At 69.1% G+C, this 23,920-nt stretch carries 26 protein-coding genes; 14 read left to right on the top strand and 12 right to left on the bottom strand.

The window, feature by feature from the left end:
- Positions 1-5: 5 nt before the first annotated feature.
- The 3 genes from F9C11_RS11570 to F9C11_RS11560 are packed head-to-tail and all read right to left on the bottom strand — an operon-like array spanning position 6 to position 3,531.
- Positions 6-1,169 carry an acyl-CoA dehydrogenase family protein gene (locus F9C11_RS11570; RefSeq protein WP_409184859.1) on the bottom strand — a complete coding sequence of 388 codons (1,164 nt, stop codon included), beginning with the start codon at positions 1,167-1,169 and terminating at the stop codon, positions 6-8.
- A 13-nt stretch (positions 1,170-1,182) separates the two neighbouring features.
- A complete protein-coding gene (locus tag F9C11_RS11565) occupies positions 1,183-2,355 on the bottom strand; it encodes an acyl-CoA dehydrogenase family protein (RefSeq protein ID WP_409184858.1) in 1,173 nt (390 codons plus the stop codon).
- A gap of 3 nt (positions 2,356-2,358) precedes the next feature.
- Positions 2,359-3,531, bottom strand: a complete 1,173-nt coding sequence (locus F9C11_RS11560; RefSeq protein WP_409184857.1) for a CaiB/BaiF CoA transferase family protein — start codon at positions 3,529-3,531, stop codon at positions 2,359-2,361.
- 130 nt (positions 3,532-3,661) lie between these two features.
- Here F9C11_RS11560 and F9C11_RS11555 point away from each other — a divergent pair, with 130 nt between their 5' ends.
- The 6 genes from F9C11_RS11555 to F9C11_RS11530 all read left to right on the top strand — a co-directional run bounded on the left by F9C11_RS11555 (position 3,662) and on the right by F9C11_RS11530 (position 8,762).
- Positions 3,662-4,537, top strand: coding sequence for a LysR family transcriptional regulator (locus tag F9C11_RS11555; protein WP_409184856.1), 876 nt, complete (start codon positions 3,662-3,664; stop codon positions 4,535-4,537).
- Between the two features lie 124 nt (positions 4,538-4,661).
- Positions 4,662-6,062: a fatty acid desaturase gene (locus F9C11_RS11550; RefSeq protein WP_409184855.1), complete on the top strand. Its 1,401-nt coding sequence runs from the start codon at positions 4,662-4,664 to the stop codon at positions 6,060-6,062.
- Positions 6,062-6,253 (top strand): ferredoxin, encoded by a 192-nt coding sequence (locus F9C11_RS11545; protein ID WP_409184854.1) that lies wholly within the window; start codon positions 6,062-6,064, stop codon positions 6,251-6,253. Before F9C11_RS11550 ends, F9C11_RS11545 begins: the two co-directional genes overlap by 1 nt.
- Complete coding sequence (locus F9C11_RS11540) at positions 6,250-7,452, top strand: NAD(P)/FAD-dependent oxidoreductase (protein WP_409184853.1); 1,203 nt, start codon at positions 6,250-6,252, stop codon at positions 7,450-7,452. The genes F9C11_RS11545 and F9C11_RS11540 overlap by 4 nt, the downstream gene beginning before the upstream one ends.
- A gap of 1 nt (position 7,453) precedes the next feature.
- On the top strand, positions 7,454-8,077 hold the full coding sequence (locus F9C11_RS11535; protein ID WP_409184852.1) for a TetR family transcriptional regulator: 624 nt from the start codon (positions 7,454-7,456) through the stop codon (positions 8,075-8,077).
- A 289-nt stretch (positions 8,078-8,366) separates the two neighbouring features.
- Entirely contained in the window at positions 8,367-8,762 is a 396-nt protein-coding gene (locus F9C11_RS11530) for a VOC family protein (protein ID WP_409184851.1), read from the top strand.
- Between the two features lie 299 nt (positions 8,763-9,061).
- Here F9C11_RS11530 and F9C11_RS11525 read toward each other — a convergent pair whose 3' ends face one another.
- Positions 9,062-9,778, bottom strand: a complete 717-nt coding sequence (locus F9C11_RS11525; RefSeq protein WP_409184850.1) for a CDP-alcohol phosphatidyltransferase family protein — start codon at positions 9,776-9,778, stop codon at positions 9,062-9,064.
- Between the two features lie 33 nt (positions 9,779-9,811).
- On the opposite strand from F9C11_RS11525, the gene F9C11_RS11520 reads away from it, so the two are divergent.
- From F9C11_RS11520 to F9C11_RS11510, 3 genes are read left to right on the top strand one after another with little or no spacing between them, the layout of a single operon-like run.
- The gene (locus F9C11_RS11520) at positions 9,812-10,786 is read left to right on the top strand and encodes a zinc-dependent alcohol dehydrogenase (RefSeq protein WP_409184849.1); all 975 of its coding nucleotides are present in this window, start codon (positions 9,812-9,814) and stop codon (positions 10,784-10,786) included.
- A gap of 12 nt (positions 10,787-10,798) precedes the next feature.
- Positions 10,799-11,197, top strand: a complete 399-nt coding sequence (locus F9C11_RS11515) for a 6-carboxytetrahydropterin synthase (protein WP_037811036.1) — start codon at positions 10,799-10,801, stop codon at positions 11,195-11,197.
- On the top strand, positions 11,194-11,931 hold the full coding sequence (locus tag F9C11_RS11510; RefSeq protein WP_409184848.1) for a class I SAM-dependent methyltransferase: 738 nt from the start codon (positions 11,194-11,196) through the stop codon (positions 11,929-11,931). The genes F9C11_RS11515 and F9C11_RS11510 overlap by 4 nt, the downstream gene beginning before the upstream one ends.
- Here the strand turns inward: F9C11_RS11510 and F9C11_RS11505 are convergent.
- The 5 genes from F9C11_RS11505 to F9C11_RS11485 all read right to left on the bottom strand — a co-directional run bounded on the left by F9C11_RS11505 (position 11,914) and on the right by F9C11_RS11485 (position 16,017).
- Positions 11,914-12,879 carry a DNA polymerase domain-containing protein gene (locus tag F9C11_RS11505; RefSeq protein WP_409184847.1) on the bottom strand — a complete coding sequence of 322 codons (966 nt, stop codon included), beginning with the start codon at positions 12,877-12,879 and terminating at the stop codon, positions 11,914-11,916. The genes F9C11_RS11510 and F9C11_RS11505 overlap by 18 nt on opposite strands.
- 39 nt (positions 12,880-12,918) lie before the next feature.
- Positions 12,919-13,698, bottom strand: a complete 780-nt coding sequence (locus tag F9C11_RS11500) for an oxygenase MpaB family protein (protein ID WP_409184846.1) — start codon at positions 13,696-13,698, stop codon at positions 12,919-12,921.
- Positions 13,699-13,740: 42 nt separating this feature from the next.
- Positions 13,741-14,784 carry a cytochrome P450 gene (locus tag F9C11_RS11495; RefSeq protein ID WP_409184845.1) on the bottom strand — a complete coding sequence of 348 codons (1,044 nt, stop codon included), beginning with the start codon at positions 14,782-14,784 and terminating at the stop codon, positions 13,741-13,743.
- A 77-nt stretch (positions 14,785-14,861) separates the two neighbouring features.
- On the bottom strand, positions 14,862-14,939 hold the full coding sequence (locus F9C11_RS11490; RefSeq protein WP_350539724.1) for a tryptorubin family RiPP precursor: 78 nt from the start codon (positions 14,937-14,939) through the stop codon (positions 14,862-14,864).
- A 202-nt stretch (positions 14,940-15,141) separates the two neighbouring features.
- Positions 15,142-16,017 (bottom strand): LysR family transcriptional regulator, encoded by an 876-nt coding sequence (locus F9C11_RS11485; protein ID WP_409184844.1) that lies wholly within the window; start codon positions 16,015-16,017, stop codon positions 15,142-15,144.
- Positions 16,018-16,087: 70 nt separating this feature from the next.
- On the opposite strand from F9C11_RS11485, the gene F9C11_RS11480 reads away from it, so the two are divergent.
- Positions 16,088-17,230 carry an FAD-binding oxidoreductase gene (locus tag F9C11_RS11480; protein ID WP_409184843.1) on the top strand — a complete coding sequence of 381 codons (1,143 nt, stop codon included), beginning with the start codon at positions 16,088-16,090 and terminating at the stop codon, positions 17,228-17,230.
- A 105-nt stretch (positions 17,231-17,335) separates the two neighbouring features.
- Here F9C11_RS11480 and F9C11_RS11475 read toward each other — a convergent pair whose 3' ends face one another.
- Complete coding sequence (locus F9C11_RS11475) at positions 17,336-17,740, bottom strand: nitroreductase family deazaflavin-dependent oxidoreductase (protein WP_409184842.1); 405 nt, start codon at positions 17,738-17,740, stop codon at positions 17,336-17,338.
- A gap of 86 nt (positions 17,741-17,826) precedes the next feature.
- Here F9C11_RS11475 and F9C11_RS11470 point away from each other — a divergent pair, with 86 nt between their 5' ends.
- Positions 17,827-18,276, top strand: a complete 450-nt coding sequence (locus F9C11_RS11470; RefSeq protein WP_409184841.1) for a MarR family winged helix-turn-helix transcriptional regulator — start codon at positions 17,827-17,829, stop codon at positions 18,274-18,276.
- 13 nt (positions 18,277-18,289) lie between these two features.
- On the opposite strand, the gene F9C11_RS11465 is transcribed toward F9C11_RS11470, so the two are convergent.
- Positions 18,290-18,991, bottom strand: coding sequence for a GNAT family N-acetyltransferase (locus tag F9C11_RS11465; protein WP_409184840.1), 702 nt, complete (start codon positions 18,989-18,991; stop codon positions 18,290-18,292).
- A gap of 111 nt (positions 18,992-19,102) precedes the next feature.
- On the opposite strand from F9C11_RS11465, the gene F9C11_RS11460 reads away from it, so the two are divergent.
- A complete protein-coding gene (locus tag F9C11_RS11460) occupies positions 19,103-19,951 on the top strand; it encodes a PaaX family transcriptional regulator C-terminal domain-containing protein (protein ID WP_409184839.1) in 849 nt (282 codons plus the stop codon).
- Here the strand turns inward: F9C11_RS11460 and F9C11_RS11455 are convergent.
- Complete coding sequence (locus F9C11_RS11455) at positions 19,941-20,333, bottom strand: RidA family protein (protein WP_409184838.1); 393 nt, start codon at positions 20,331-20,333, stop codon at positions 19,941-19,943. The genes F9C11_RS11460 and F9C11_RS11455 overlap by 11 nt on opposite strands.
- A gap of 66 nt (positions 20,334-20,399) precedes the next feature.
- On the opposite strand from F9C11_RS11455, the gene F9C11_RS11450 reads away from it, so the two are divergent.
- Entirely contained in the window at positions 20,400-22,751 is a 2,352-nt protein-coding gene (locus tag F9C11_RS11450) for a bifunctional salicylyl-CoA 5-hydroxylase/oxidoreductase (protein WP_409184837.1), read from the top strand.
- Positions 22,748-23,893, top strand: coding sequence for an acyl-CoA dehydrogenase family protein (locus F9C11_RS11445; RefSeq protein WP_409184836.1), 1,146 nt, complete (start codon positions 22,748-22,750; stop codon positions 23,891-23,893). The genes F9C11_RS11450 and F9C11_RS11445 overlap by 4 nt, the downstream gene beginning before the upstream one ends.
- Positions 23,894-23,920: the final 27 nt, after the last annotated feature.

Genomic DNA, 23,920 nt, shown 5'->3' with positions numbered 1-23,920 from the left:
CTTTCTCAGGCGGTGACCGCGTCCGCGTTGTTGAGCAGCGCGCTCGGCGGCGTCAGCAACGCGTCCGACGCTAGCGCGCGGCGCCGGGCCGCGCTCACTCCGCCGTAACTCTCCGTAATGGCGATGAGGCGCGCCGCGTGGTGCGCGACCTCCGATTCGTAAGTCATTCCGATGCCGCCGTGCAGCTGGACGATCTCCTCGGCGGTCGCGGTCGCCGCGTCGCACACGAACACGAACGCGTCGTCGGCCGCCGCCTCGAGATCCACTGTGGACGCACCGTTGTCGTACGCCTCGACCGTCGCGGTGGCCCACAGCGCCAGCGAACGAGCCAGCTCGACCTTCGCGTACAGGTCGGCGGCGCGGTGCACGAGCGCCTGGAACGCCGCCAGCGGCACCCCGAACTGCTTGCGGGTCTTGAGGTATTCGACGGTCATGGCGAGCCCGGTCTCCATCAGGCCGATCGCCTCGCCGGTCACCGCGACGCGAGCCCGCGAGAACGCGCGACGCAACGCGGCCGACGCGTCGGAGTCGGCGGTGCCGAGCAGAACCGCTGGCGTACCAGCGAATTCGACCTGCGACGTGTGCCCCCAGTCCGCGGCGCGGCCGTCCACCCGGGTGATGCCTTCAGCGGTCGCCTCGACCAGGTACACCCCGGTGCGGCCGTTCTCGTCGACCGCGGTGACCAGGAACTTGTCGGCCTGGTCCGCGTTGCGCACCGGCGACTTCACGCCGGAGAGCGCGGAACCGGCCGCCGCGACCGACGGCGCGACGCCCCACGGACGTCCCGGCTCGGAGTGCGCGACCGCGATCGTGGTCCCGCCGCTGGCCAGCAGCGGCAGCAGTTCCTTGGCCTGGTCGTCGGTGCCCAGCTCGGCGATGATCCACGCCGGCAGGAACACGCCGTCGAGCAGCGGTTCGGCCGCCGCGTGCTTGCCCATCGCCTCCAGCGTCGCGTAGACCTCGACCGGGCCCGCGCCCGCGCCGTCGTGGTCCGCGGAGATCGGGAGACCGGCCAGCCCCAGCTCGCCGAGGGTGTTCCAGACCTGGTCGTTCCAGCCGAGTTCGCTGCTCGTCGCGGCCGCGCGGCCGCCCGCCGGATAGCCGCGGCCGACCGCCGTGTCGACGGTCTCGAACAGCAGCTTCTGGTCTTCGTTGAATTCGAGGTTCATGAGTCGCCGTCCCTTACAGACCGAGGATCGTCTTCGCGATGACGCCGCGCTGGATTTCGTTGGAGCCGCCGAAAATCGACAGCTTCCGCTGGTTCAGGTACTGCGCCGCGGCGACCACCGCGGCCTCGTCGGCCCGCACCGGGGATTCGGTGTCCAGCAGCATGCCGTCGGAACCGGCCGCGCGCATGCGCAGCTTCGTGAGCGCCTGCAGGGCCTGCGTGCCCTCCATCTTGAGCAGCGACGACACCGGGCTCGGCTGGCCGTTTTCCGAAGCGGCGGTGACCCGCATCTGGGTCGCCTCCAGCGCGAGCAGCGTGGTCTTCGCGGTGTGCATCGCGGCGCGGAATTCCGCGTCGTCGGCGAGCGGACCGTCCTCAGTGGGCAGTTCCGCGGCCGCGGCGGCGAGGTCGGCGAAAATCCGCTGCCCGGTGCCGACCTGGGCGATGCCGTTGCGCTCGTTGCCGAGCAGGAACTTCGCGTACGTCCAGCCCTTGTTCTCCTCGCCGACCAGGTTCTCCGCCGGGATCACCACGTTGTCGAAGAAGAACTCGTTGACCTCGGCGGACCCGTCGACCAGCTTGATCGGACGGCGCTCGATGCCCGGCGTGTTCAGGTCCAGCAGCAGGAACGACAGGCCCTGCTGCTTGCGCGGCGCGTCCGGGTTGGTCCGGGCGAGCACGAACATCCAGTCGCCGTACTGGCCGAGCGTGGTCCAGGTCTTCTGTCCATTGAGGACGTAGTGGTCGCCTTCGAGGCGCGCGGTGGTGCGCAGTCCGGCGAGGTCCGAACCGGCCTCCGGCTCGGAGAAGCCCTGCGACCACCAGATGTCGAGATTCGCGGTGGCCGGGAGGAACTTCTTCTTCTGTTCCTCGCTGCCGAACTCGGCGATGATCGGGCCGACCATGCTCGCGTTGAACGCGAGCGGCTGCGGAACCGCGTTGCGCTGCAGTTCGGAGGCGTAGATGTGGGACTGGGTCGGAGTCCAATCGCGACCGCCCCATTCGACCGGCCAGTGCGGCACCGCCAGGCCGTGCTCGTTCAGGATCCGCTGGCTCGTGACGATGTCGTCGCGCGTGATCAGGCCGAGCGCGCTGCGCTTGCGGATTTCCTCCGGAATCGCGCCGAGGAACACCTCCCGCAATCCGTCTCGGAACGCGAGGTCCTCTTTAGACAGTTCGAGATCCATCGATCAAACCCCTTCAGTGGTGCGTACGGCTCCGACGACTTCGGCGGTGCTCGCTCCGGCGCGTTCGGCGTGCCTGCGGAACCCGGCCGGGGTCCGCGAGAAATGCAGCGGGCTTTCCACGACGCGGATCGTGCCCTCGGTCGGGTGTTCCCGCTCGGTGATCAGCCCTACTTCCTGAACGTACGGGTCGGTCGGCAGGTCGGCGATGTCGACGACGACGGCGTACGGAACGTCGTGGGCGGTCAGGTACTCCTCCCACTCCGCGGTGGTGCGGCTGGTGGAGTTGGCGAGCACCTTCTCCACCCCCGCGGTGAAAATCTCCCGGTCGATCACCGGGGAGTCCCAGGCCGGATCGGCCGCGGCGTCTTCGAGGCCGGCGCCGATCAGCAGCGTCCGCACGGCCTCGTTGGTGTAAGGCACCGCGGCGATCGCGCCGCCGTCGGCCGTGCGCATGGCCGCGTGCGTGTCGCTGAGCGAAAGCGGGTTGCCGACGTCGCCGGCGGCCGGGACGAAAACGTCGCCCGCCAGGTGCTCGACCAGGTTGACCGCGATCATCGCGTCCGCCATCGCCAGTTCGACCTGCTGGCCCTTGCCGGTGCGCTGCTGTTCGAAAAGCGCGGCCAGCACGCCGCTGAGCAGGTACAACGCGGCGGTCTTGTCGGCGATGAAGGTCGGGACGAACTGCAGCGTGCCGCCCGCCCGGTCCTGCAGGCTGACCAGGCCGGACGTGGCCTGGATGACCTCGTCGTAGGCGGGCCGGTTGGCGCGCGACGAGCCGGGCGCGAAGCCCTGCGCGTGGGCGTAGACAAGCCGGGGGAAGCGGTCGCGCAGCTGCTCGTAGCCGAGGCCGAGCCGGTCGAGGGCGGCGGCGCGCATGTTGGTGACGAGGACGTCGGCGTCGGCGAGCAGGGCGAAGAGGTCTTCGCGGCCGGCCGGGTCCTTGAGGTCGAGTTCGATACTGCGTTTGTTCTGGTTGACCTGCATGTACAGCGGGGCCATCCCGGGCGTGCGGCCGGTGTTGGCCGGCGAGTGCCGGGCGACGTCGCGCAGCGGTTCGACCCGGATCACGTCGGCGCCGAAGTCGCCGAGGATCTGCGTGGCGTACGGGCCCATCACCGCGGACGACAGGTCGAGCACCTTCACTCCGGAGAGCGGTCCGGTGGCTTCGTCAGGCATCTTCGCGGTCCTCCCGTTGACGATCTTTGGCTTCACCACTGACGCTAAGCGCTTGCTCACCAGAAGGGAATGACCGAGTGCATCAGATCGGTATGACCACGGTGATAACACCGTGGGTACGCTGCGCGGTGTGGAGATCCACCACCTGCGGTACTTCCTCGCGGTCGCGCGCGAGCTGAACTTCACCCGCGCCGCGCGGTCGCTGAACATGTCCGTGCCCCCGCTCAGCCAGCGCATTCGCGATCTCGAACGCGAGCTGGGCGAGCCGCTGTTCGACCGCTCCACCCACCACACGCGACTGTCCGAGGCGGGCGAGGCGCTGCTGCCGCTCGCCGAAGCGGTCGTTTCGGGCTTCGACGCCATTCCGGCCCGGATGCGCACCCGCGACCAGCGCGCCGACGTCCGGCTCGCCATCCCGGACGTGCTCAACCCCGCGCACCGCCGCCAGCTCAGCGAATCGATCCGCGCGCTCGACGGCTCCTACCGGTTCACCCTGCGGCAGATGCCGTCGCTCGAGATGGAATCGGCCCTGCTCAGCAGCTCGATCGACCTCGCCGTGTCGCATCTGGGCACTTCCGACGACCGGCTGTCCACCATCGTCCTGTACCGCGAACCGCTCGGCGCCGTGGTGGACGCGTCCCGCTTCCCCGGCCGCACCTCGCTGACCCTCGCCGACCTGCGCGGATTCCAGTACCTGCAGGGCCCGCGGCACTGGGATCTCGGCTCCCGGCGCGCCGAGCAGCTCGCCGCCAAGGGCGTGCTGGTCGATCCGGAGGCACAGTTCTCCGACGTCAGCGGACTGTTGATCTTCTTGCGCAGCACCAAGAGCTTCACCCTCGCGCCGGTCGAATCCGCGACCGCGCTGGCGCTGGACCCCAACGAATGCGCGGTCCTGCCAATCGACGACCTGGCCGCCACGCTGACCACGTTCCTGCTCCGGCGCACCGCCGACACCCGGCTGGATCCGGTGGTCGAGGTGCTGCGGCACGCCCGCGTCCCCGACTGACCTCGGCTGAAGCCCTGACCTGCGGGTTCACCCCATCGGGACGACTTTACATTTGCTCTACTCTTGTCAACCACCGTGTACATGTCTTACCTTCGTGTAAAGCCAGCCAACGGAGGAGGGCGCGATGAGCGAGATGACCGGCACAGTGCCGCTGGGGTCGACCGAACGCTGGACCGACAAGAAGCGGTACCTGTGGCTGATCGGGCTAGTCGTGCCGTCGCTCGCGTTCCTCGCGATCGGCCTGCACGCCGCGACCGGCTGGGGCGTCTGGTTCTGGATCGGGCCGATCGTGATCCTGGCGATCGTGCCCGCGATCGACCTGGTCGCCGGCCTCGACCGGAGCAATCCGCCGGACGACGTGATCGAACGGCTCGAACAGGACCGGTACTACCGGTGGATCACCTACCTGTTCCTGCCGATCCAGTACGTCGGGTTCGTCTTCGCGTTCTGGCTGATCGCGCGCGGCGATCTGTCCGTTGTGGACAAAATCGGACTGGCGATCTCGATCGGCTGCATCGGCGGGATCGGCATCAACACCGCGCACGAACTGGGCCACAAGAAGGAAAGCCACGAGCGCTGGCTGTCGAAAATCGCGCTGGCGCAAAGCTTCTACGGGCACTTCTACATCGAGCACAACCGCGGGCACCACGTACGCGTCGCGACTCCGGAGGACCCGGCGTCGAGCCGCGTCGGCGAAAGCTTCTACCGGTTCTGGCCGCGCACCGTGTTCGGTTCGCTGAAATCCGCGTGGGGGCTGGAGCGCAAGCGTTACGCCCGCCGGAACAAGCATCCGTTCCGGATCGGCAACGACGTGCTCAACGCGTGGCTGATGTCCGCCGTGCTGTGGGTCGCGATGGTGGCGTGGCTCGGCGTCGGAATCCTGCCGTACCTGGCGATCCAGGCGGTGATCGGGTTCTCGCTGCTGGAAGTCGTGAACTACATGGAGCATTACGGGATGCTGCGGCAGAAGGTCGGGCCGCCGGAGCGCCGCCGGTACGAGCGCGTGGATCCCAGCCACAGCTGGAATTCCAACAACATCGCGACCAACGTCCTGCTGTATCACCTGCAGCGGCACAGCGATCACCACGCCAACCCGACGCGCCGCTACCAGACACTGCGCGACTTCGCCGAATCTCCGGTGCTGCCGACCGGGTACGCCGGGATGATCGTGCTCGCACTGTTCCCGCCGCTGTGGCGGCGCGTGATGGACCAGCGGGTGCTCAACCACTTCGACGGCGACATCAGCCGGGCGAACATCCAGCCCTCGAAGCGGGAGAAAGTCCTTGCCCGGTATGGCACTTCCGCCCCGGCACCGGTGGCCGTACTGGACGACGTGCGCGGCGACGCCAGCGAAGGCGGGATGTGCCCCGGGTGCGGATACGTCTACGACGAGCAGCGCGGCGACCCGCGCGAAGGCTTCCCGGCTGGTACGCCGTGGTCGTCCATTCCGGACAACTGGTGCTGTCCTGATTGCGGCGTAAGGGAAAAGGTCGACTTCGTTGCTCCCGGAAGGATGAGTGTGTGATGCGGATCGAAGCGGATTTGCACAAGTGCGACGGCCTGGGCATGTGTGAAGCGATGGCACCGGACTTCTTCGAGGTGGGCGACGAGGGCACGGTCGTCGTGCTCGACGAGAGCCCCGGCGAGGAGCACCGGACCGACCTCGCGGCGGCGGTCGACGCCTGCCCGGTGCTCGCGTTGAAACTGGTCTCATGACGCTCGCGGTGGTCGGCGCGTCGCTGGCGGGACTGCGAGCGGTCGAATCGGCGCGGCGGACCGGATACGACGGCCGGATCGTGCTGATTGGCGCGGAGGAGCATCTGCCTTATGATCGGCCGCCGCTGTCGAAGGGATTCCTCGCGGCGGACGGGCCGGCTGCGGTGGAACCGTTTCTCCGCGCGGACGACCTGCGCGAACTCGGTGTCGAACTCCGGCTGGGCACTCCCGCGACCGGGCTCGACCCGATCGCGCGGGAGATCCACCTCGGCGACTCTGTGGTCCCATACGACGCCGCTGTCATCGCGACCGGAGCCGCCGCCCGAGTTCTTCCCGGAACCGCGGAGATCTCCGGCATTCACTCGCTGCGCACCGCGGACGACGCACTCGCGATCCGGTCCGCTTTGGACAGTGGTGCTAGGACAGTCGTCATCGGTGCCGGTTTCATCGGCTCGGAAGTCGCCTCCGCCGCCCGCAAACGCGGGTTGCCAGTATCCATTGTGGAAACCTTGGACACGCCCCTGGTGCGTGCGATCGGCCCCGAGGTCGGGGAGGTCTGCGCGGATCTGCACCGTGCGGCAGGCACCGAGCTCCGGCTGGGCACCAGGGTCACCGGCTTCGCGACGAAAGACGGCGCGGTGACCGGCGTCCAGCTGTCGACCGGTGAAACCCTCCCGGCTGACCTGGTCGTCGCGGGAATCGGCGCGGTCCCGGCCACCGATTGGCTGCGCGACAGCGGACTCCTGCTGCACGAACGCGACGGCGGCATCGTCTGCGACGGCACCCTCGCCGCCGCGCACGGCGTCTACGCGGCCGGCGATGTAGCGCACGTGGCGAACGCGCTGTTCGACGGCGAGCTGATGCGGCTGGAACACTGGACGAACGCGGCCGAGCAGGGTGCGGCCGCGGCTCGGCACGCGCTGGACCCCGCGAGCGCACGGATGTTCAGCGCCGTGCCGTACTTCTGGTCCGATTGGTACTCGCATCGCATCCAGTTCGTCGGGACCCCGCGCGCGGACGAGGTCGTCGTCGCGGTCCCGGCCGAGCACGGCTTCACCGCGCTGTACCGGCGCGGGGATCGGCTCGTCGGCGCGTTCACCATCGACCGGCCGCGCGACATCATGAAGTACCGCAAGCGGATCGCCGCGCGGTCGCCGTGGTCCGAGGCGGTCGCCTTCGCGCTGGAAACGGCCGCCTAGAATGACGGTCATGAGCGTGCTTCCGGTGCCCGCGGGCGGCCAGTACCGGCAGCCCATCATCACCGCCGCCATCGAACTCACCGCGAAATCCGGCTGGTCGGCGGTCACCATGGCCCGGCTCGCCGAGCTGGTCGGGGTGAGCAGGCAGACCGTCTACAACGAGATCGGCTCGAAAACCGCGCTCGCCGAGGCGATGATCTCGCACGAACTGCGCCGGTTCCTCGCCGTCGTGAGCACCGCGTTCGACCGGAATCCGGACGACCTGGTCGAGGCGATCTACGACGCCGTCCGCTCGGTCCTCGAACTGGCCGACGACAACATCCTGCTGCGCGCCATCGCCTCCGCGACCCACGGCACCGACACCGAATTCCTCCCGCTGCTGACCACCCGCGCCGGCACCCTGCTCACCGAAGCGAAAGCCGTCCTGCGCGGCCGGGTCCACAGCTACGCGCCGCCACTCGACGAAGGCCAGCTCACCGTGGTCATGGACCTGATCGTGCGCACCGTGCTCAGCCACGTGATGCAGCCGTCGGGCACGCCCGCCGAAACCGCCGACGGCCTGGCCTGGGTCGCCGCTCGCGTGCTCGGCACCGCCCCGAGGGCATCAATGCGCACGCGCTCGTAACCAAGCCGCGCGGTTCGCGACCCGCGGGTGAACCGGGAACGACTTTCCGCACTCGCCCACGCCCGGCATCCCACCGCGGCGGCGCGCCTGCAGGGAAGCCGGAATCTTCGGCGACCTGCCGACCCTGCCCGAACTCCTCGACCAGGAGTCATCCGACCCACGGCCACCTGAGCACCCGCGCCGCGGCAACCGGCACTCATTCGGGTTCGCCCGCGTCGTGCCGCGCTTGACAAAACTTCTTGTCAATGCGACGTTCGGACCTGACCTCAACCTGCGAAAGGGCAGTGCGATGACCGACCTCGTCCCGTTCCTGATGTTCCAGAAGCGCGACGCCGCCGAGGCGATGGCGTTCTACACCTCGCTCTTTCCCGGCGACTCCGTGCTGTCCGAGGAGCGTTACGGCGCCGACGGCCCTGGTCCGGAGGGGACGATCGTGATGGCCGAGTTCACCGTCGCCGGGCAGCGGGTGCGGTGCAGCGACAGCTTCATCAAGCACGGCTTCGACTTCACGCCCTCGACCTCGCTGTTCGTCACCGTCGACTCGACCGACGAACTCAAGCGGGTCTACGAAGCGCTCGGCGAGGGCGGCGGGACGCTGATGCCGCTGGACGACTACGGCTTCGGCCCGTTCGCTTGGGTCAACGACCGGTGGGGCGTGTCGTGGCAGTTGAGCGCGAAGAGCTGAGAGCAATTACCGGCGCTATTGGCCCCGCGCCAGATATTGCGGGCAAAACTGCGGACGGGTGAACCCCGGACGGGTTAAGCGGGGATATTCCGGCACCGCTATGGTGGGCATTAGGAGGTTGGCGATCAGCCTGAGGGGGGCCGATACCTCATCCCGGGGCCAGCCGTTTGACCTGCGGTAGTCACGCTGCGCGGGTCAACGGCTGGCCCTGTTCTGTACTGCGGAATCAACAGTCACGGCCACGGGAAACCACGATTTCCGGCACCGAAACCCCGGAGTCGGAAGAATCGTGGCGCGCTCTAGGAAGCCCGGTTCCGGTACAGCCACCACCCGTCCCGTCCGAATGACCAGCTCAGTGTCGTCACCGCGATCCCGGCCAAGGCCACCGGCGCGACTCCGGCCGCGGCGGCGGTCAGGGCGATTCCCTGCAGAGCCGCCACTGCCTTCCGGGCCTTGCTCGGGCGCAGCGGGGCCCGGAGCCAGGGCCACAGTCGCGCCGCGGCGACGAACGCGTAGCGCATCAGGCCGATCGCCAGGACCCACGGGCCGGCCGTCGTGGCGACCAGGACGCTCAGCACGAGGATCAGGAAGGCGTCCGCTTCCATGTCGAACCGGGCGCCCAGCGCGGAGACGGTTCCGGTGCGACGGGCGACGTAGCCGTCGAGCGCGTCCAAGGCCAGCGCGACCCCGGCGAGAGGGACGAGCAGGGCCAGCGGCGGGTGCCCGCCCAGGCGGTCGGCGACCAGGGCGGTCACGCTGCCGATCAGGGCCGCTCGGGCGAGGGTCACCTGGTCGGCCGGGCCCAGCCGGTACACCCGGATCCGCCAGGCGCCCTGGGTGAGCAGCACCAGCAGGCCGAGCAGGTAGGCCACGCCGGCCGCCCATCCGGCGGGGCCGAGGCCGGCCGTCGCCGTCAGCAGGGTGAGCAGCGCGAGTTGCGCCAGCAGCGCGGGGGCCTGCTGGACGACGGTTGAACCCAGCTCGGCCGGGGTTCGTGTACAGGTGGAGACAGTCATTTCTCCTCGATCCGGCAGCAACGGAGGACAACCTTGACACGGGCGGCGCAGGCCTTCTGGTTCACTTCGGCCGAGGGCGGGGAGCTCCGATCGGCCGAACTGGCTGCTCCACAAGCCGACGAAGTGCTGGTCCGGACGCGATTTTCGGCGCTGAGCCGCGGCACCGAAAGCCTGGTGCTGCGCGGCGGGGTGCCGGCGAGCCAACAGGAGGCCATGCGCGCGCCGTATCAGGAGGGCGACTTTCCGTGGCCGGTCAAGTACGGCTACTTGAACGTCGGCGAGGTCCTTTCCGGACCGCCGGAGCTGACCGGCCGCACGGTGTTCTGCCTCTATCCGCATCAGACCGAGTACGTCGTGCCCGCCTCGGCGGTCACCGTGGTTCCCGATGACGTTCCCGCCGCGCGGGCGGTGCTCGCCGGGACTGTCGAGACCGCGGTGAACGCGCTCTGGGACGCGGCGCCGCTGGTCGGCGACCGGATCGCGGTGGTCGGGGCGGGGATGGTCGGCTGCAGTGTCGCGCGGCTGCTGTCCCGGTTTCCCGGCGTGGACGTCCAGCTCGTCGACCCCGACCTGGACCGCGCGGAGGTCGCCGAGGCGTTCGGCATCCGTTACGCCACCCCGGAAACCGCTAGCGGCGACCTCGACCTCGTCGTGCACGCCAGCGCGACCGACGCCGGGCTCGCGCGCTCGCTGGAACTGCTCGGCCACGAGGGCACGGTGGTCGAGCTGAGCTGGTACGGCGATCGTCAGGTGTCGGTGCCGCTCGGCGAGAACTTCCACTCGCGACGGCTCACCGTGCGCGGCAGCCAGGTCGGCACCGTCTCGCCGGCGCGCGCGGCTCGGCGCGGGTACGGCGACCGGATGGCGCTGGCGTTGCGGCTGCTCGCGGACCCGGCGTTCGACGCGCTGATCACCGGCGAATCCGCCTTCGCCGAATTGCCGGACGTCGCGGCTCGATTAGCGAACGGAACCCTGCGCGGACTGGCGCATCGGATCACCTACCGGTAAAGGAGAAACGCGTTGTTCAGTGTCACCGTGCGCGATCACATCATGGTCGCCCACAGTTTCCGCGGCGAGGTTTTCGGCCCGGCGCAGCGTTTGCACGGCGCGACGTTCGTGGTCGACGCGACGTTCCGGCGGTCCGAATTGGACTCGGACAACATCGTCGTCGACATCGGGCTCGCCACCCAGCAGCTCGGCGCGGTGCTCGCCGACCTGAACTACCGCAACCTGGACGACGAACCCGATTTCGCCGGGATCAACACGTCGACCGAATACCTCGCCAAGGTGATCGCCGACCGGCTCGCGGACCGGATCCACGCCGGGGAACTCGGCGAGAACGCGCGCGGACTGGCGCAGATTTCGGTGACCCTGCACGAATCCCACGCCGCTTCGGCCGGATACGAGCGTTCCTTGTGACCACAGTGGACTCTTCCGGATACGCACCGGAATGGCTGCGGCTCCGGGAACCAGCCGACTCGGCGGCCCGGGCAGCCGATCTGGTCGCCCTGCTCCCGGCCCGTCCGGCGGTCATCCGGGATCTCGGCTGCGGCACCGGAGCGATGGGACGCTGGCTGAGCTGCCGTCTTCCGAAACCGCAGCGGTGGATTCTGCACGACCAGGACCCGCGGTTGCTGGAGATCGCCGCCCGCGGTCTGCCGCCGGAGATCGACGTCGAGACGGAACAAGCCGACGTGACCCGGCTGAACCTGACCGGAACTTCTTTGGTGACAGCTTCCGCTTTGCTGGATCTCCTTACCCAGGAAGAAATCCAGCGCCTAGTGAAGTCCTGTGTGGACGCGCGAAGCCCAGCGTTGTTCACGTTGTCCGTGACCGGCTCGGCTCAGCTCACCCCGCCGGACCCGCAAGACGAAGCGCTCAACAATGCCTTCAACGCCCACCAACGCCGGGGCGGGAAGCTAGGCCCGGACGCCGCCGCCTTCACCGCGGCGGAGTTTGAAAAACACGGCTGGACTGTCCACTCCAGACCGTCCCCGTGGCGGCTCGGCCCGGAGCACCGCGACCTCATCGACACCTGGTACCGCGGATTCATCGCCGCGGCCCGAGAACAAGAGCCCGGCCTGGCAGTGCCCGAAGACCGGCGACTCACCGAAGTCACCGTGCACCACCAGGATCTACTCCCTCTCCCCTGATTCCCGGCGCGCCCGGGCCCGGCGTTTGCCCTCGTGCATCGCCGCGACCCGGGCGACCGGGATCGTCCGCCCCTCGGCCACGAGATCCGCCGGAAGTTCCTGCGGTTCCGGCAGTTCCTCCGACCACGGATCCGCGCTGCCCAGCAGCTCCACCGCGGTCTTCACGGTGAAATCCGCCGGTTTGACGTGGTCCGCGTCCGCCCAGCGGACCGGGAACGACACCGGCGCGCCCGGCCGGATCCGCGGGCTGTACACCGCCGCCACGGTCGCTCCGCCCGCCCGGGTCGAATCGAGAAACACCTTGCCGTGCCGGTCTTCCCGGATGAACGCCGTGGTCGCCAGCTGCGGATCGATCCGTTCCGCCCGCGCGCCGACCGCCCGGGTCGCCGCCGCCACGTCCTCAAAGGACAGCCCGGGCACCAGCGGCACGAACACGTGCACGCCTTTCGACCCGCTGGTCTTCAACGCACCGGCGAGCCCCACGTCGGCCAACGCCTGGCGCACCAGCCGCGCCGCTTCCACCGCGACGCGGAAATCCGCGCCCTCGGGCGGGTCGAGGTCCATGATCAGGTCGGTCTGGCCGATCGGGTCCACCCGGGTCAGCGCCGGATGCAGTTCGACCGCGCGCTGATTGCCGAACCACAGCAGCGTCCGGCGGTCGTTGCACAGGCCGTAAGTGACTGTCCGCTGTGAACTCTCCGCCCACAGTTTCGCCCGCGGCACCCATTCCGGCGTGTACTTCGGCAGGTTTTTCTGCATGAACGCGTCCTGCCCGCGCAGCACCCGCATCACCGACAGCGGACGGTCGCGCAGCACCGGCAGCAATCGGTCCGAAACGGCGTCGAAGTAATCGACGAGGTCGCGCTTCGTCACCCCGGCGTCGACGAACAGCTCCTGGTCGAGGTTGGTCAGGGAAACCCCTTCGCGCACCTCATCCGGTTTGGCCATACGCCAACCCTTGCCCACCGCGGCAGTCCGGTCAACCACTTAGACGAGCGGTTTCCCCCTGCGCAACCGTCGCCGGAAGTCCGCGAGGCACGCGTCATAGGGGAAACGCCGCACACGCACCGGAAGCGGTTCGACCATTCGGCCGATTCCGCGCATCAGCCGATCGAACCGGCGCTGGTCCGCCGCCGACCACGGCAGCCGCATCTGCTCGCGAAACACCTCCGGCAGGAATCCGGTCGTCACGAAGCGGTGGAACCGTCCGAAGAGGAACGAGAACGGCCGCGGCAGGAATTCCAGGTTCGCGATGGCGGTGAGGTATTCGCGGAGCCGGTCGTCGATGTCCACCCGGGCCAGTCCGTCCGCCCAGTACGCGGCGAAATCCTCCGGCCAGTCTTCCGGACGCACCTGCAGCGTCGTGCCCAGCACCGCGGCCTCGGCGTACCACGATTCCGGGGCGGGCCGGCCGAGAAACGCGCGATGCACGTCCTCGACGCCATGGGCCAGGCAGGCGGCGACCCACAGCTGCAGCTCCCGGTCGAAGGCGCGGTACCGGACCGGACTCGCCTCGGTCGAGAACACCTGCGCGTGCACCGAGTTCACCGCCCGCCGGTACGCCGCCCGGTCGGCGTCGGTGCCCAGCACGGCGACCGCGAGATAGGTGACGGTGGTGCGCGTGCGTTTCAGCGGATGCTTGAAGAGGTTCCCCGAATCGACGCGGCTTTCCAGCACGCCGTACCCGACCTCGGGCCGGCCCAGCTGCATGATCACGTTCGCGCCGCCCGCGAGCAGGCTGACGCCGAGCACGCCGTCTTGGAGCACCCGTCCAGGGGAACGCCTCAGTTGACACGTTGTCAAGAGCCCTCAGGCACGCACGACCCGCACGTCCGAAACCTCCAGCAGCCCGTCCAGGTGCACCCGCGCCCGCGTCTGCGCCGGATCGACGACCAGCCCGTCCCGCCGGACCAGGTCGAGAATGCGTTCCGCGAGCGGCAGCACCATATGCCGTCCCCAGCAGCGCTCGTTGCCGTGCCCGAACGGGAGGTAGCCGGGGTGGGTGTCCGGATCGAGCGCGGCCCAGCGGCTCGGCCGGAACTCGTCCGGCGCGTCCCACAGTTCGGGGTCGCGATGGCTGAGCAGCGGCAGCAGCAGGACGTCGTCGCCCGGGCCGATCCGGGCGTCCACCTCGGCGAACTCCGGCGAACGCACGCGCAGGATGTTCCACGACGGCGGCAGCAGGCGCAGAGCTTCGTTGAGCACGTACTCGGTGGGCACGTCGTCGTCCAGCGGCGAGCTGAGCCACAGGGCGTTCGTGACCAGCGCGGCGACGGTGAAGCAGACCGGTCCGGCCACGCGCCGGTAGAGGTACATCGCGAACCGGCGCTGCTCGTAGCTGTCCGCCTCCAGCACCATCCGCGCCAAAGTGGACAGAGCGACCTCGGGAGCGGGCCGTCCCCAGAGCGCGGCTCCGGCGGCGACCGCCGCCCAGGTGATCTTCGGGGTCAGCTCGAGCCGGCGGTCGACGAGGACCCGGAACCGCCGCTGTTCGCGGCCGAACACCAGGTCCCGCAGGTAGTTGTGCGGTACGGCGGGCCAGGTTCCGGTGAGGTCGGCGTCGCCGAGCGGCTTCTTGAGCGCGGCGCGCACGTCCGCGCCGACCGCCCGCATCAGCGCCGACGATTCCGGCCGCGTGACGACCCGGCCGCGCACCGGCTTGAACGTCGGCCGTTCCTCGGCGTTCGCCGGCCGGCTGCGCAGCAGCGCGTCCATCAGCTCGGCCCCGGCGACTCCGACGGTGTCCGGTTCCAGCCGAAAGAAGGAAGTCCCCCGATAACGGTCGAACAGTTCTTGAAGACGCGGCGCGAATACCACCTGCCGCACTTTGTTCCGTTCAGCGGGAATGGTCACGCACAACTCCTCTTCAGCGGGACAACCGGCCGGTTCCGGGGAATTCCGGAACCGGCCGGTACCGTTTATCGGGACGGTCAGATCCAGCCGTACCAGGCGTAAGACTTCAGGCTCTTGCTCGGAAGGGCCTTGCGCACGAGACGAACAAGCTTCACGGAAATACCTCCGTCTTCTCGGGACTTCGACCGCACTCGCGGCCGCTGCCGACAGTACGACGAATTCCCGCGAATACGCGGCAAGATAACCTGAACGGCCCACTGCGGCGGATATGTTCGGGAGCGGCGGGTCGGCGTTTCGGGAATTCCAGCCGGAATTACTTGGCGAATCCGGGACGGCGTCGGTATCCTTCGCCGCTCGCTAAAGCACCGACCGGGCGAACTCGATGAGCACGCGAGCCGCGGGTCCGGCCGGGCCGTCGGACCGCCACGCCAGCGCCAGCTGCCCGCGCAGCTCCGGCCGCAGCCGCAGGGTGTGCGACTCCTCGGCGTAGTAGCGAGCCAGCGATTCCGGGACCAGCGCCACGCCGAGACCGCGGATCGCGAGCTTGGCCAGCACGTTCGGGTCGCTCGCCTCGATCGTCACGCGCGAGTGCAGCCCGGCCGCGGCGAACCCGCGGTCCAGCACGCCGCGCATGCCGGTGCCCTTCGGCAGGCAGATCAGCGACCGTTCGGCCAGCTCAGCCAGGGTGAGCGAGGCCCGGTCGGCGAATTCGTCGCGCAGCGAGGTGACCGCGACCAGCTCCTCGTCGAGCACGATCTGCGCGGTCAGCCCGGCGGGCACGCCGTCAGCAAGGCCGATCACCGCGGCGTCCAGCCGTCCCTCGCGCAACGCCTCGACCATCTGGTCGGAATTCGCCTCGCTGAGCGTGATTTCCACGCCCGGATAGCGTTCCGCGAACTCGGCGAGGAACTCCGGCAACTCCACCGGCCCGAGCGAGGTCACCATCCCCATCGCTACCTGCCCGCGCACCAGCCCCTCGTGCTCCGCGACCGTCTCGCGCACCGCCGCCACCGCCGCGAGCGCGGCCCGGGCGTGCGGCAGCGCGGCCTCGCCGACGCCGGTGAGCCGGACCGTGCGCCCGGACCGGTCGAACAACGGCTGCCCCAGCTCGCGTTCCAACCGCCGGATCTGCGCGCTGACCCCGGGCTGCGCGACGTGCATCCGGGCCGCCGCGCGCGTGAAGTTGGCTTCCTCCGCGACCGCGACGAAGTACTCGAGCTGATGCAGTTCCATAACCAGTAATTCTAGCCACAGGAACTAGTATCTCTTGGACTTATCGCCGTCGGCCTAGCACGCTTAAGGCATGCAGACGTTCACCCCTGACCACACCGGTTACCGCGAAGAGATCGCCGGGTTCCAGACCGGCATCACCTCCACCCCGCAACTGGTCGTCGCCGCCACCAGCGCGGACGACGTCGCCGCCGCGGTCCGGCTCGCGGCCGAGCGCGACCTGCCGGTTTCCGTGCAGGCCACCGGGCACGGGCTGCGCGCACCGGCCGAAGGCGTGCTGATCTCGACCCGCCGGATGACCGGCGTGACCATCGACCCGGACCGGGCCGTGGCTCGCGTCGAAGCCGGGACCACCTGGGGCAGCGTCATCACCGCCGCCGCGGAACACGGGCTCGCGCCGCTGAGCGGTTCGTCCCCCGGCGTCGGCGTGGTGGGCTACACCCTCGGCGGCGGATTCGGCCTCCTCGGCCGGCACTTCGGCCTGGCCGCCGACCGCGTTCGCTCCGCCGAGATCGTCCGGCCCGACGGCACGCGCACGACCGGCCCGATCGACGCGGGCATCGTGACCTCGCTGGAGTTCGATCTGGTGCCGGTGACCACGCTGTACGGCGGCGGACTGTACTTCGACACCGCCAAGATCCCGGAGGTCCTGCGCACCTGGCGCGACTGGACCTCCGACCTGCCGGACACCGTCGGCACCTCGGTCGCGATGGTGCCCTACCCGGATCTGCCGATGGTGCCGGAACCGTTGCGGGGCAAGCACATCGCCCACATTCGCGTGGCTTACCTCGGCACCGGCGGCGACGAACTCGTCGCCCCGCTGCGCGCCCTCGGCCCGCTGCAGGACACGCTGACCACGATGCCGTTCACCGATTCCGGCCAGATCGCCGCGGAACCGCCGCACCCGCACTCGTACCTCGGCGACAACCGCGTGCTGCCGGTGCTCCGGGACGACGTGCTGAGCACCGTGCTCGACCACGCCGGCCCGGAGGCACCCATTCCCGCTGTGCTGATCATCGACCTGCTCGGCGGCGCCTACCAGCACTCCTCCGCGCCGGATTTCACCGCTGATTCGCGCTACACCGTGCGTGCGCTGTCGATGATCGAGCCGGACGCGGCGACCGTGCAGGCCGCGCACGCCAAGCTGTTCGCTCCGCTGGATCCGATGTCGACTGGACGGTTGCGGAGCTTCGTCTACGGACAGCCGCTGGGCTGACTGTGCCGATCATTGCTAATCCGACCACAGTCACGGCCTAATGGCTTCGTGGCAACGGTTACGTGCCAAGTGGGGGGTCGGCCTACTTTTGGTCGGATTAGCAACTCAGCGTTCGAGAACGAAGACCGGGATCACGCGCTCGGTCTTCTTCTCGTACTCCGCGAAACCCTCCGCGTGCTCGACCATCTTGGCGTACAGCCGGTCGCGCTCGGCGCGGTCGGTCACGAGCTTCGCCGTCGCCGGGAACTTGTCGGTGCCGATCTCGACCGTGACCGACGGGTTCGCGACGAGATTGTGGTACCAGTCCGGGTTCGTGTCCGCGCCGCCCTTGGACGCGGCGATCACGATCCGGTCGCCGTCGGTGGTGTACACCAGCGGGCTGACCCGCTGTTTGCCGCTTTTCGCGCCGGTGTGCGTGAGCAACACCATGTTCTTGCCCTCGAACATGCCGCCGACCTTGCCCGCGTTCGCGCGGAACTCGTCGATGATCTGCTGGTTCCAGTCCGACATCGGAAAACTCCCTGTTTGATGATGTAACAACGAACCTAGGATCGCGCGAATCGGGCTGTCAACACACGCGCAGGTACTGTCGCGGCATGGCCATCGAATCCGGCCCGACCGTCGAGGACGGGGTCCGCGAACTGCTGCTTCTGATGCCCCGCCTCGTCGGGCGCGCGAAGCGGACGCCGCCGCCTCCGGAACTCGGCGACGTGACGCTGGCGCCGCGGCATTTGTCCCTGCTGGCCTACCTGCTGTTCGACGGCCCGATGACGGTCAACGAACTCGCCGGACGGCTCGAAATCGCGCCCACCACAGCGAGTCTGATGATCGGCGACCTGTCCCGGCAGGGCGTGCTGGAACGCACCGAGGACCCGGACGACCGGCGGCGCACCATCGTGAGCATCCACGCGGACAAGCGCCCAGCCGTCGACGCTTGGCTCGCGCGCGGGGCGAAGGCGTGGGAGGCGGCGTTGGCGCCGTTGAGCCCTGGCGAGCGGGCGTTGGTGATCAGGACGTTGAAGGCGTTTGAGGAGTACGGGTCGTGAGTGCCTATCGCGGTTAGAACCGGGATAGGCACTCACGACTCAACCTGGGGGGGGCTAGCCACCGTGCCTGCGGTCCCGCGCATTTCCGCGGCCACGCCGCGTCGTGCTGGTACCACCAGGCCTCGCAGGCCCGCCCGTCCGGCAGCGTGTACTGCGGCGGTCCCGGCACCCGGCGCAGTCCGGCCGCCTCCAGCGAACGGCCGCTCGCGACATTGCCGACCTCCGCGCCCGCGCGCACCCGCGAAAGCCCGAGATGCTCGTGCGCCAGCACCAGACCGGCGGCGAACAGGTCGCGGCCGAATCCCTGTCCGCGATATCCCGGCGCGAGATAGCCGCCGGTTTCCGGGCCGCCGTCCTCGCCCGCGTGCACGCTGACCAGACCGGCGCAGCGGCCGGCCACGAGATCGATCGCGACGACGTCCACCGAATGCGGGTCCGGCGTGGTCCAGTCCGGTCCGGTCCCGGGGACGACGCGCAGCGCCTCGCCGCGCATCGGCTCGGCCACCACGGACTCCGGAAGCCAGCCGAGCCAGCGCTGCGCGGCTGGATCGCTGCCGCCCGCGACCGCCGCCGCGTACTCCCAGGCGGTGGGGGTGCGGAAAAGGAACCGGCCGAACGCGAAGGCGTGTCCCCGGCGGTCGCAGGTGCGTTTCGCCATCAGCCGTCCGCGGCGGGTCAGCCGGCTCACCAACGGTGCAGTGCTCACAAACGCCATCGCGCCCGAAATGCTACCCCTCGCCTGGCGCCGATCCGCGGCCGATGTGCGCGGAGAAACCCGCCGCGGCTGCGGCCGGATTGGCGGCGAACGGCACGGTATGGTGACCGGGTGACGGCCGTACCGGAAGCAGCCGATGCCGACGGCGGGCGCGCGGCCCAGCCCCGGCACCTCATCGTGTCGGTCTACGGCGTGCATCACCAGGCGGGCGGCGAATGGCTTTCGGTCGCCTCGCTGATCGACCTGCTCGCCGCGGTCGGGGTCGACGAGCCCGCCGTGCGGTCGTCGATTTCCCGGCTCAAACGGCGCGGGGTGCTCGAAGCGGTGCGCCGCGACGGAGCCGCCGGGTACGAATTGTCCGGTACCGCACTGGATTTGCTGCGCGAGGGCGACGAACGAATCTTCCGCCGCGACCGCGCGAAGCTCGCCGACGGCTGGCTGCTCGCGGTGTTTTCGGTGCCGGAAGCCGAACGGCACAAACGGCACGTGCTGCGGACGCAGCTGTCGCGGCTCGGTTTCGGCACCGCGTCCTCGGGCGTCTGGATCGCGCCGGCGCACCTGTACGAGGTCACCGTCGGCACGCTGGAGCGACTCGGGCTCACCGAGTACGCCGACGTGTTCCGCGCCGAGCATCTGGCGTTCGGCGATCCGCGCGAGAAGGTGCGCGAGTGGTGGGACCTCGACCAGCTGGACGAGCTGTACACGGCGTTCCTCGAGGAGCACGAACCGGCGCTGCGCCGGTGGCAACGCCGCCGCACGACGCCCACCGACGAAGCGTTCGCCGATTACCTGCGCGTGCTCACCGGCTGGCGGCGGATGCCGTACCTCGACCCCTGCCTGCCTGCGGAATTGCTGCCCGAGGGCTGGTCCGGCATCCGCGCCGCGGAGGTGTTCTTCACGCTGCACGACCGGCTCGAGGAAGCCGCGCGCACGCACCTGCGGCAGGTGCTCAGCGGTTGACCACCGCGTAGCCCTGCACTTCCACCAGCGCTTCGACGTCCCACAGCCGGTTCACGCCGATGCCCGCCATCGCCGGGTAATCCGCGCCCACCAGCCGTTTCCACACGCGGCCGATCTCGCGCGCGTGCGCCTTGTAGTCGTCCATGTCGACGATGTAGACGGTCAGGCTGCACAGGTCCGCGGGCTCGCCGCCGGCCGCGCGCAACGCGGTGAGCAGGTTACCGAGCGCGCGCTCGAACTGTTCCACGACGCCGTCGCCGACGATCCGGTTGTCCGCGTCCAGGGCGGTCTGCCCGGCGAGGAACACCAGCCGGCCCTGTGCCGCCACCGCGTGCGAGAACCCCGATGGCGTGCCCAGCTCGGGGGGATTGATCCGCTCCATGCCGGGAGCCTAACCCATCTATCGTCTTCTTGACGACCGTATGGCAAACGACATACCCTGGGTCGCGTGCGGATTTCAGTAGTCGGCGGCGGGCCTGCGGGCCTCTACTTCGCCGTGCTCGCGAAACAACTCGGCCCGGACCACGAAATCACGGTCTGGGAGCGCAACGCGCCGGACGACACGTTCGGCTTCGGCGTCGTTTTCTCCGACGAGACGCTCGGCGGCATCGAACACGCCGACCCGGCCGTGCACGAGGCGATGAGCCGGGAGTTCGCGCGCTGGGACGACATCGACGTGCACTACCGCGGCACCGTGTCGACGTCGGGCGGGCACGGTTTCGCCGCGATGAGCCGCAAACGGCTGCTCGCGATCCTGCAGCAGCGGTGCCGCGAAATGGGCATTGATGTCCGTTTTCGCAGCCTCGCGCCGGAACCCGCCGAGCTGGCCGCTTCTTCGGACCTCGTGGTCGCGGCGGACGGCGTGAATTCCGCGGTACGCACGGCGTTCGCCGAGTCGTTCCGGCCGTCTGTCGAGACCCGGCAGTGCCGCTACATTTGGCTCGGCACCGACCTCGTGTTCGACGCGTTCAAGTTCTACGTGCTCGAAACTCCGCACGGCGTCATGCAGGTCCACGGCTATCCGTACGGCCGGGACGGCAGCACGTTCATCCTGGAGATGCACGAAGACGTGTGGCAGCGGGCATTCGGCCCGATCGCCGCCACCGGACTTGGTCCGGGCGAAAGCGACGAGAAGTCGATCGAGCTGATCCGCGAACTGTGCGGCGACATTTTCGACGGACATCAGCTGCTGGCCAACAACTCCAAATGGACCACCTTCGGCACCGTCCGCTGCGAGAACTGGGTCCACGACAATGTCGTGCTGCTCGGCGACGCGGCGCACACCGCGCATTTCTCGATCGGTTCGGGCACCAAGCTCGCCATGGAAGACGCGCTCGCGCTCGCCGCGTGCTTGCACGAACAGCCGGGCGTCCCGGAAGCCCTTGCCGCATATGAAGAAGAGCGACGTCCGGTGGTCGCTTCCACGCAGCGTGCGGCGCAGGCGAGCCTGGAGTGGTTCGAGAATCTGGCGCAGTACACGCATCAGGAACCAGAGCAGTTCGCGTTCAATCTGCTCACCCGCAGCCGTCGGGTCACCTACGACAACCTGAAGCTGCGGGACAAGGAATTCGCCGCCTCGCTGGATCAGTGGTTCGCCGATTCGCTCGGCACTTCCGTCGCGCCGCCGATGTTCCAGCCGGTGCGGATCGGTTCGCTGGAATTGCCGAACCGGATTGTCGTGTCGCCGATGGACATGTACTCCGCGGTCGACGGCGTGCCCGGCGAATTCCATTTGGTGCATCTGGGAAGCAAGGCACTCGGCGGGGCCGGGATGGTGATGACCGAGATGATCTGCGTGTCCGCCGAAGGCCGGATCACGCCGGGCTGCCCCGGGCTTTACACCTCCGAGCAGGAAGCCGCGTGGAAGCGGATCGTCGATTTCGTGCACCGCGAAACCCCGGCGAAGATCGGGTTGCAGCTGGGGCATTCCGGCCGCAAGGGCTCCACGAAACTGATGTGGGAAGGCATCGACGACCCGCTGCCGGAGGGCAACTGGGAGGTCTGCGCGCCCTCCGCGCTGCCGTACTCGCCGAACAACCAGACGCCGCGCGAGCTGACCGTCGCCGAACTGGGCGAGATCCGGGACCAGTTCGTGTCGGCTGCCGAAGCCGCCGCGCGCGCCGGGTTCGACCTGTTGGAACTGCACTGCGCGCACGGCTATCTGCTGTCGTCCTTCCTGTCCCCGCTGACCAACCACCGCACCGATTCCTATGGCGGCTCCCCGGAAAACCGGCTGCGCTTCCCGTTGGAAGTCTTCGACGCGGTCCGCGCGGTGTGGCCGGCCGACCGTCCGCTGACCGTCCGGATCTCCGCCACCGACTGGTTCGAGGGCGGCAACGACGCCGACGAAGCCGTGGCCATCGCGCAAGCCTTCGCCGAACACGGCGCGGCTGCCATCGACGTGTCGACCGGGCAGGTGGTCAGCGAGGAGAAACCGAAGTTCGGCCGCAGCTACCAAACGCCGTACGCGGACCGGATCCGCAACGAGGTCGGCCGTCGCTATGGCACCGCGGTGATCGCCGTCGGCGCGATTTCCTCTTACGACGACGTGAACTCGCTCATCCTGGCGGGCCGGGCCGACCTGTGCGCGCTCGGCCGCACCCATCTGTTCAATCCACAATGGACTTTGCACGCGGCCGCCGCGCAGGGATATCCGGTGCCGTGGCCGAAACAGTGGGCAGCGGGCAAACGTCCGCCGCAAACCGGCCGCACCGACGGCCCGGAACCGCGACTCGACCTGGTCCGCACCGGCGGCCACCAGACCGCTCACGCCCGCTGGCGACCGGAGGACGCCCGATGAACGCTTTCGCTTTCACTCCGGAGCAGGCCGCGTACGCCGCGTCCGTCCGGAAAATCGCCGTAGAACAACTCGTCGAACTGGCCGCCGCCGGTGCCGAAGGCGCGGTCAACCGTCCGTTGCTCAAGGCCATGGGTTCGCACGGCTTGCTCGCCCGGCTGTTTCCCGGCGTCGAAAGTGGACAGCCGACCCGGCAGGCCGCCGCGACCGATCTGTGCCTGCTGCGGGAAGCGCTCGCCACCCAGAGCACCGAAGCCGAGACTGCCTTGGCGTTGCAGGGCTTGGGCAGTTACCCGGTGCTCCAGTCCGGTTTGGACGAACAGGTCCAGCGCTGGCTCCCCGCCGTCGCCGCCGGGGACGCCGTCGCCGCCTTCGCCCTCACCGAACCGGATGCCGGGTCCGACGCCGCCGCCCTGCAGCTCGCCGCCGAACCAGACGGGGACGGCTGGCGGCTCACCGGCACGAAAATGTGGATCTCGAACGCCCCGGAAGCCGATTTCTACACGGTTTTCGCCCGCACGACTCCTGACGCCGGTTCACGCGGTGTCAGCGCCTTCGTCGTCCCCGGCGACCGCGCCGGACTCAGCGGCGAGCACCTCGACCTGGTGAGCCCACACCCCATCGGCACGGTGGTTTTCGACGGCGTCCGAGTAAACCGCGATGAACTGCTCGGCGAGGAAAACCGCGGTTTCGCCGTAGCAATGCGGACTTTGGACCTCTTCCGGCCGAGCGTCGGCGCCTTCGCGGTCGGTATGGCACAAGCCGCCCTCGACGCGACCGTCGAGTACACAGCTTCGCGCGAGGCATTCGGCGGTCCCTTGGTGAAGCAACAGACCGTCGCACACACGTTGGCCGAAATGGCGACGCGAACGGAAGCCGGCCGGCTGCTGGTGTACGCCGCCGCGGCCGCGTACGACGCGGGCGAGCAGAACTTGGCCGGTCGCGCGGCAATGGCGAAGTTGTTCGCGACCGAAACCGCGCAATACGTGGTGGATCAAGCAGTCCAATTGCACGGCGCGCGAGCACTGCGGCGCGGGCATTTGCTGGAACACCTGTATCGAGAGGTCCGAGCACCGCGCATTTACGAAGGCGCGTCCGAGATCCAGCGGACGATCATCGCGCGTTCCCTGCAGCGGCGCGGATGAGCTGGCGCCGTCCGCCGGTGTTCTCCC

Origin of the sequence: Amycolatopsis sp. VS8301801F10, assembly GCF_046195355.1 — a bacterium.
Taxonomy (GTDB): Bacteria; Actinomycetota; Actinomycetes; order Mycobacteriales; family Pseudonocardiaceae; genus Amycolatopsis.
This window is presented reverse-complemented; position numbering and strand designations above follow the sequence as displayed.

Excerpts from the sequence above, each read along its gene's own strand:
- F9C11_RS11470 (WP_409184841.1), top strand. The coding sequence starts at position 17,827 with ATGGCCATCGAATCCGGCCCGACCGTCGAGGACGGGGTCCGCGAACTG.
- F9C11_RS11485 (WP_409184844.1), bottom strand. The coding sequence starts at position 16,017 with ATGGAACTGCATCAGCTCGAGTACTTCGTCGCGGTCGCGGAGGAAGCC.
- F9C11_RS11465 (WP_409184840.1), bottom strand. The coding sequence starts at position 18,991 with ATGGCGTTTGTGAGCACTGCACCGTTGGTGAGCCGGCTGACCCGCCGC.
- F9C11_RS11475 (WP_409184842.1), bottom strand. The coding sequence starts at position 17,740 with ATGTCGGACTGGAACCAGCAGATCATCGACGAGTTCCGCGCGAACGCG.
- F9C11_RS11560 (WP_409184857.1), bottom strand. The coding sequence starts at position 3,531 with ATGCCTGACGAAGCCACCGGACCGCTCTCCGGAGTGAAGGTGCTCGAC.
- F9C11_RS11530 (WP_409184851.1), top strand. The coding sequence starts at position 8,367 with ATGACCGACCTCGTCCCGTTCCTGATGTTCCAGAAGCGCGACGCCGCC.
- F9C11_RS11480 (WP_409184843.1), top strand. The coding sequence starts at position 16,088 with ATGCAGACGTTCACCCCTGACCACACCGGTTACCGCGAAGAGATCGCC.
- F9C11_RS11570 (WP_409184859.1), bottom strand. The coding sequence starts at position 1,169 with ATGAACCTCGAATTCAACGAAGACCAGAAGCTGCTGTTCGAGACCGTC.
- F9C11_RS11540 (WP_409184853.1), top strand. The coding sequence starts at position 6,250 with ATGACGCTCGCGGTGGTCGGCGCGTCGCTGGCGGGACTGCGAGCGGTC.
- F9C11_RS11525 (WP_409184850.1), bottom strand. The coding sequence starts at position 9,778 with ATGACTGTCTCCACCTGTACACGAACCCCGGCCGAGCTGGGTTCAACC.
- F9C11_RS11505 (WP_409184847.1), bottom strand. The coding sequence starts at position 12,879 with ATGGCCAAACCGGATGAGGTGCGCGAAGGGGTTTCCCTGACCAACCTC.
- F9C11_RS11550 (WP_409184855.1), top strand. The coding sequence starts at position 4,662 with ATGAGCGAGATGACCGGCACAGTGCCGCTGGGGTCGACCGAACGCTGG.
- F9C11_RS11455 (WP_409184838.1), bottom strand. The coding sequence starts at position 20,333 with ATGGAGCGGATCAATCCCCCCGAGCTGGGCACGCCATCGGGGTTCTCG.
- F9C11_RS11535 (WP_409184852.1), top strand. The coding sequence starts at position 7,454 with ATGACGGTCATGAGCGTGCTTCCGGTGCCCGCGGGCGGCCAGTACCGG.
- F9C11_RS11565 (WP_409184858.1), bottom strand. The coding sequence starts at position 2,355 with ATGGATCTCGAACTGTCTAAAGAGGACCTCGCGTTCCGAGACGGATTG.
- F9C11_RS11545 (WP_409184854.1), top strand. The coding sequence starts at position 6,062 with ATGCGGATCGAAGCGGATTTGCACAAGTGCGACGGCCTGGGCATGTGT.
- F9C11_RS11445 (WP_409184836.1), top strand. The coding sequence starts at position 22,748 with ATGAACGCTTTCGCTTTCACTCCGGAGCAGGCCGCGTACGCCGCGTCC.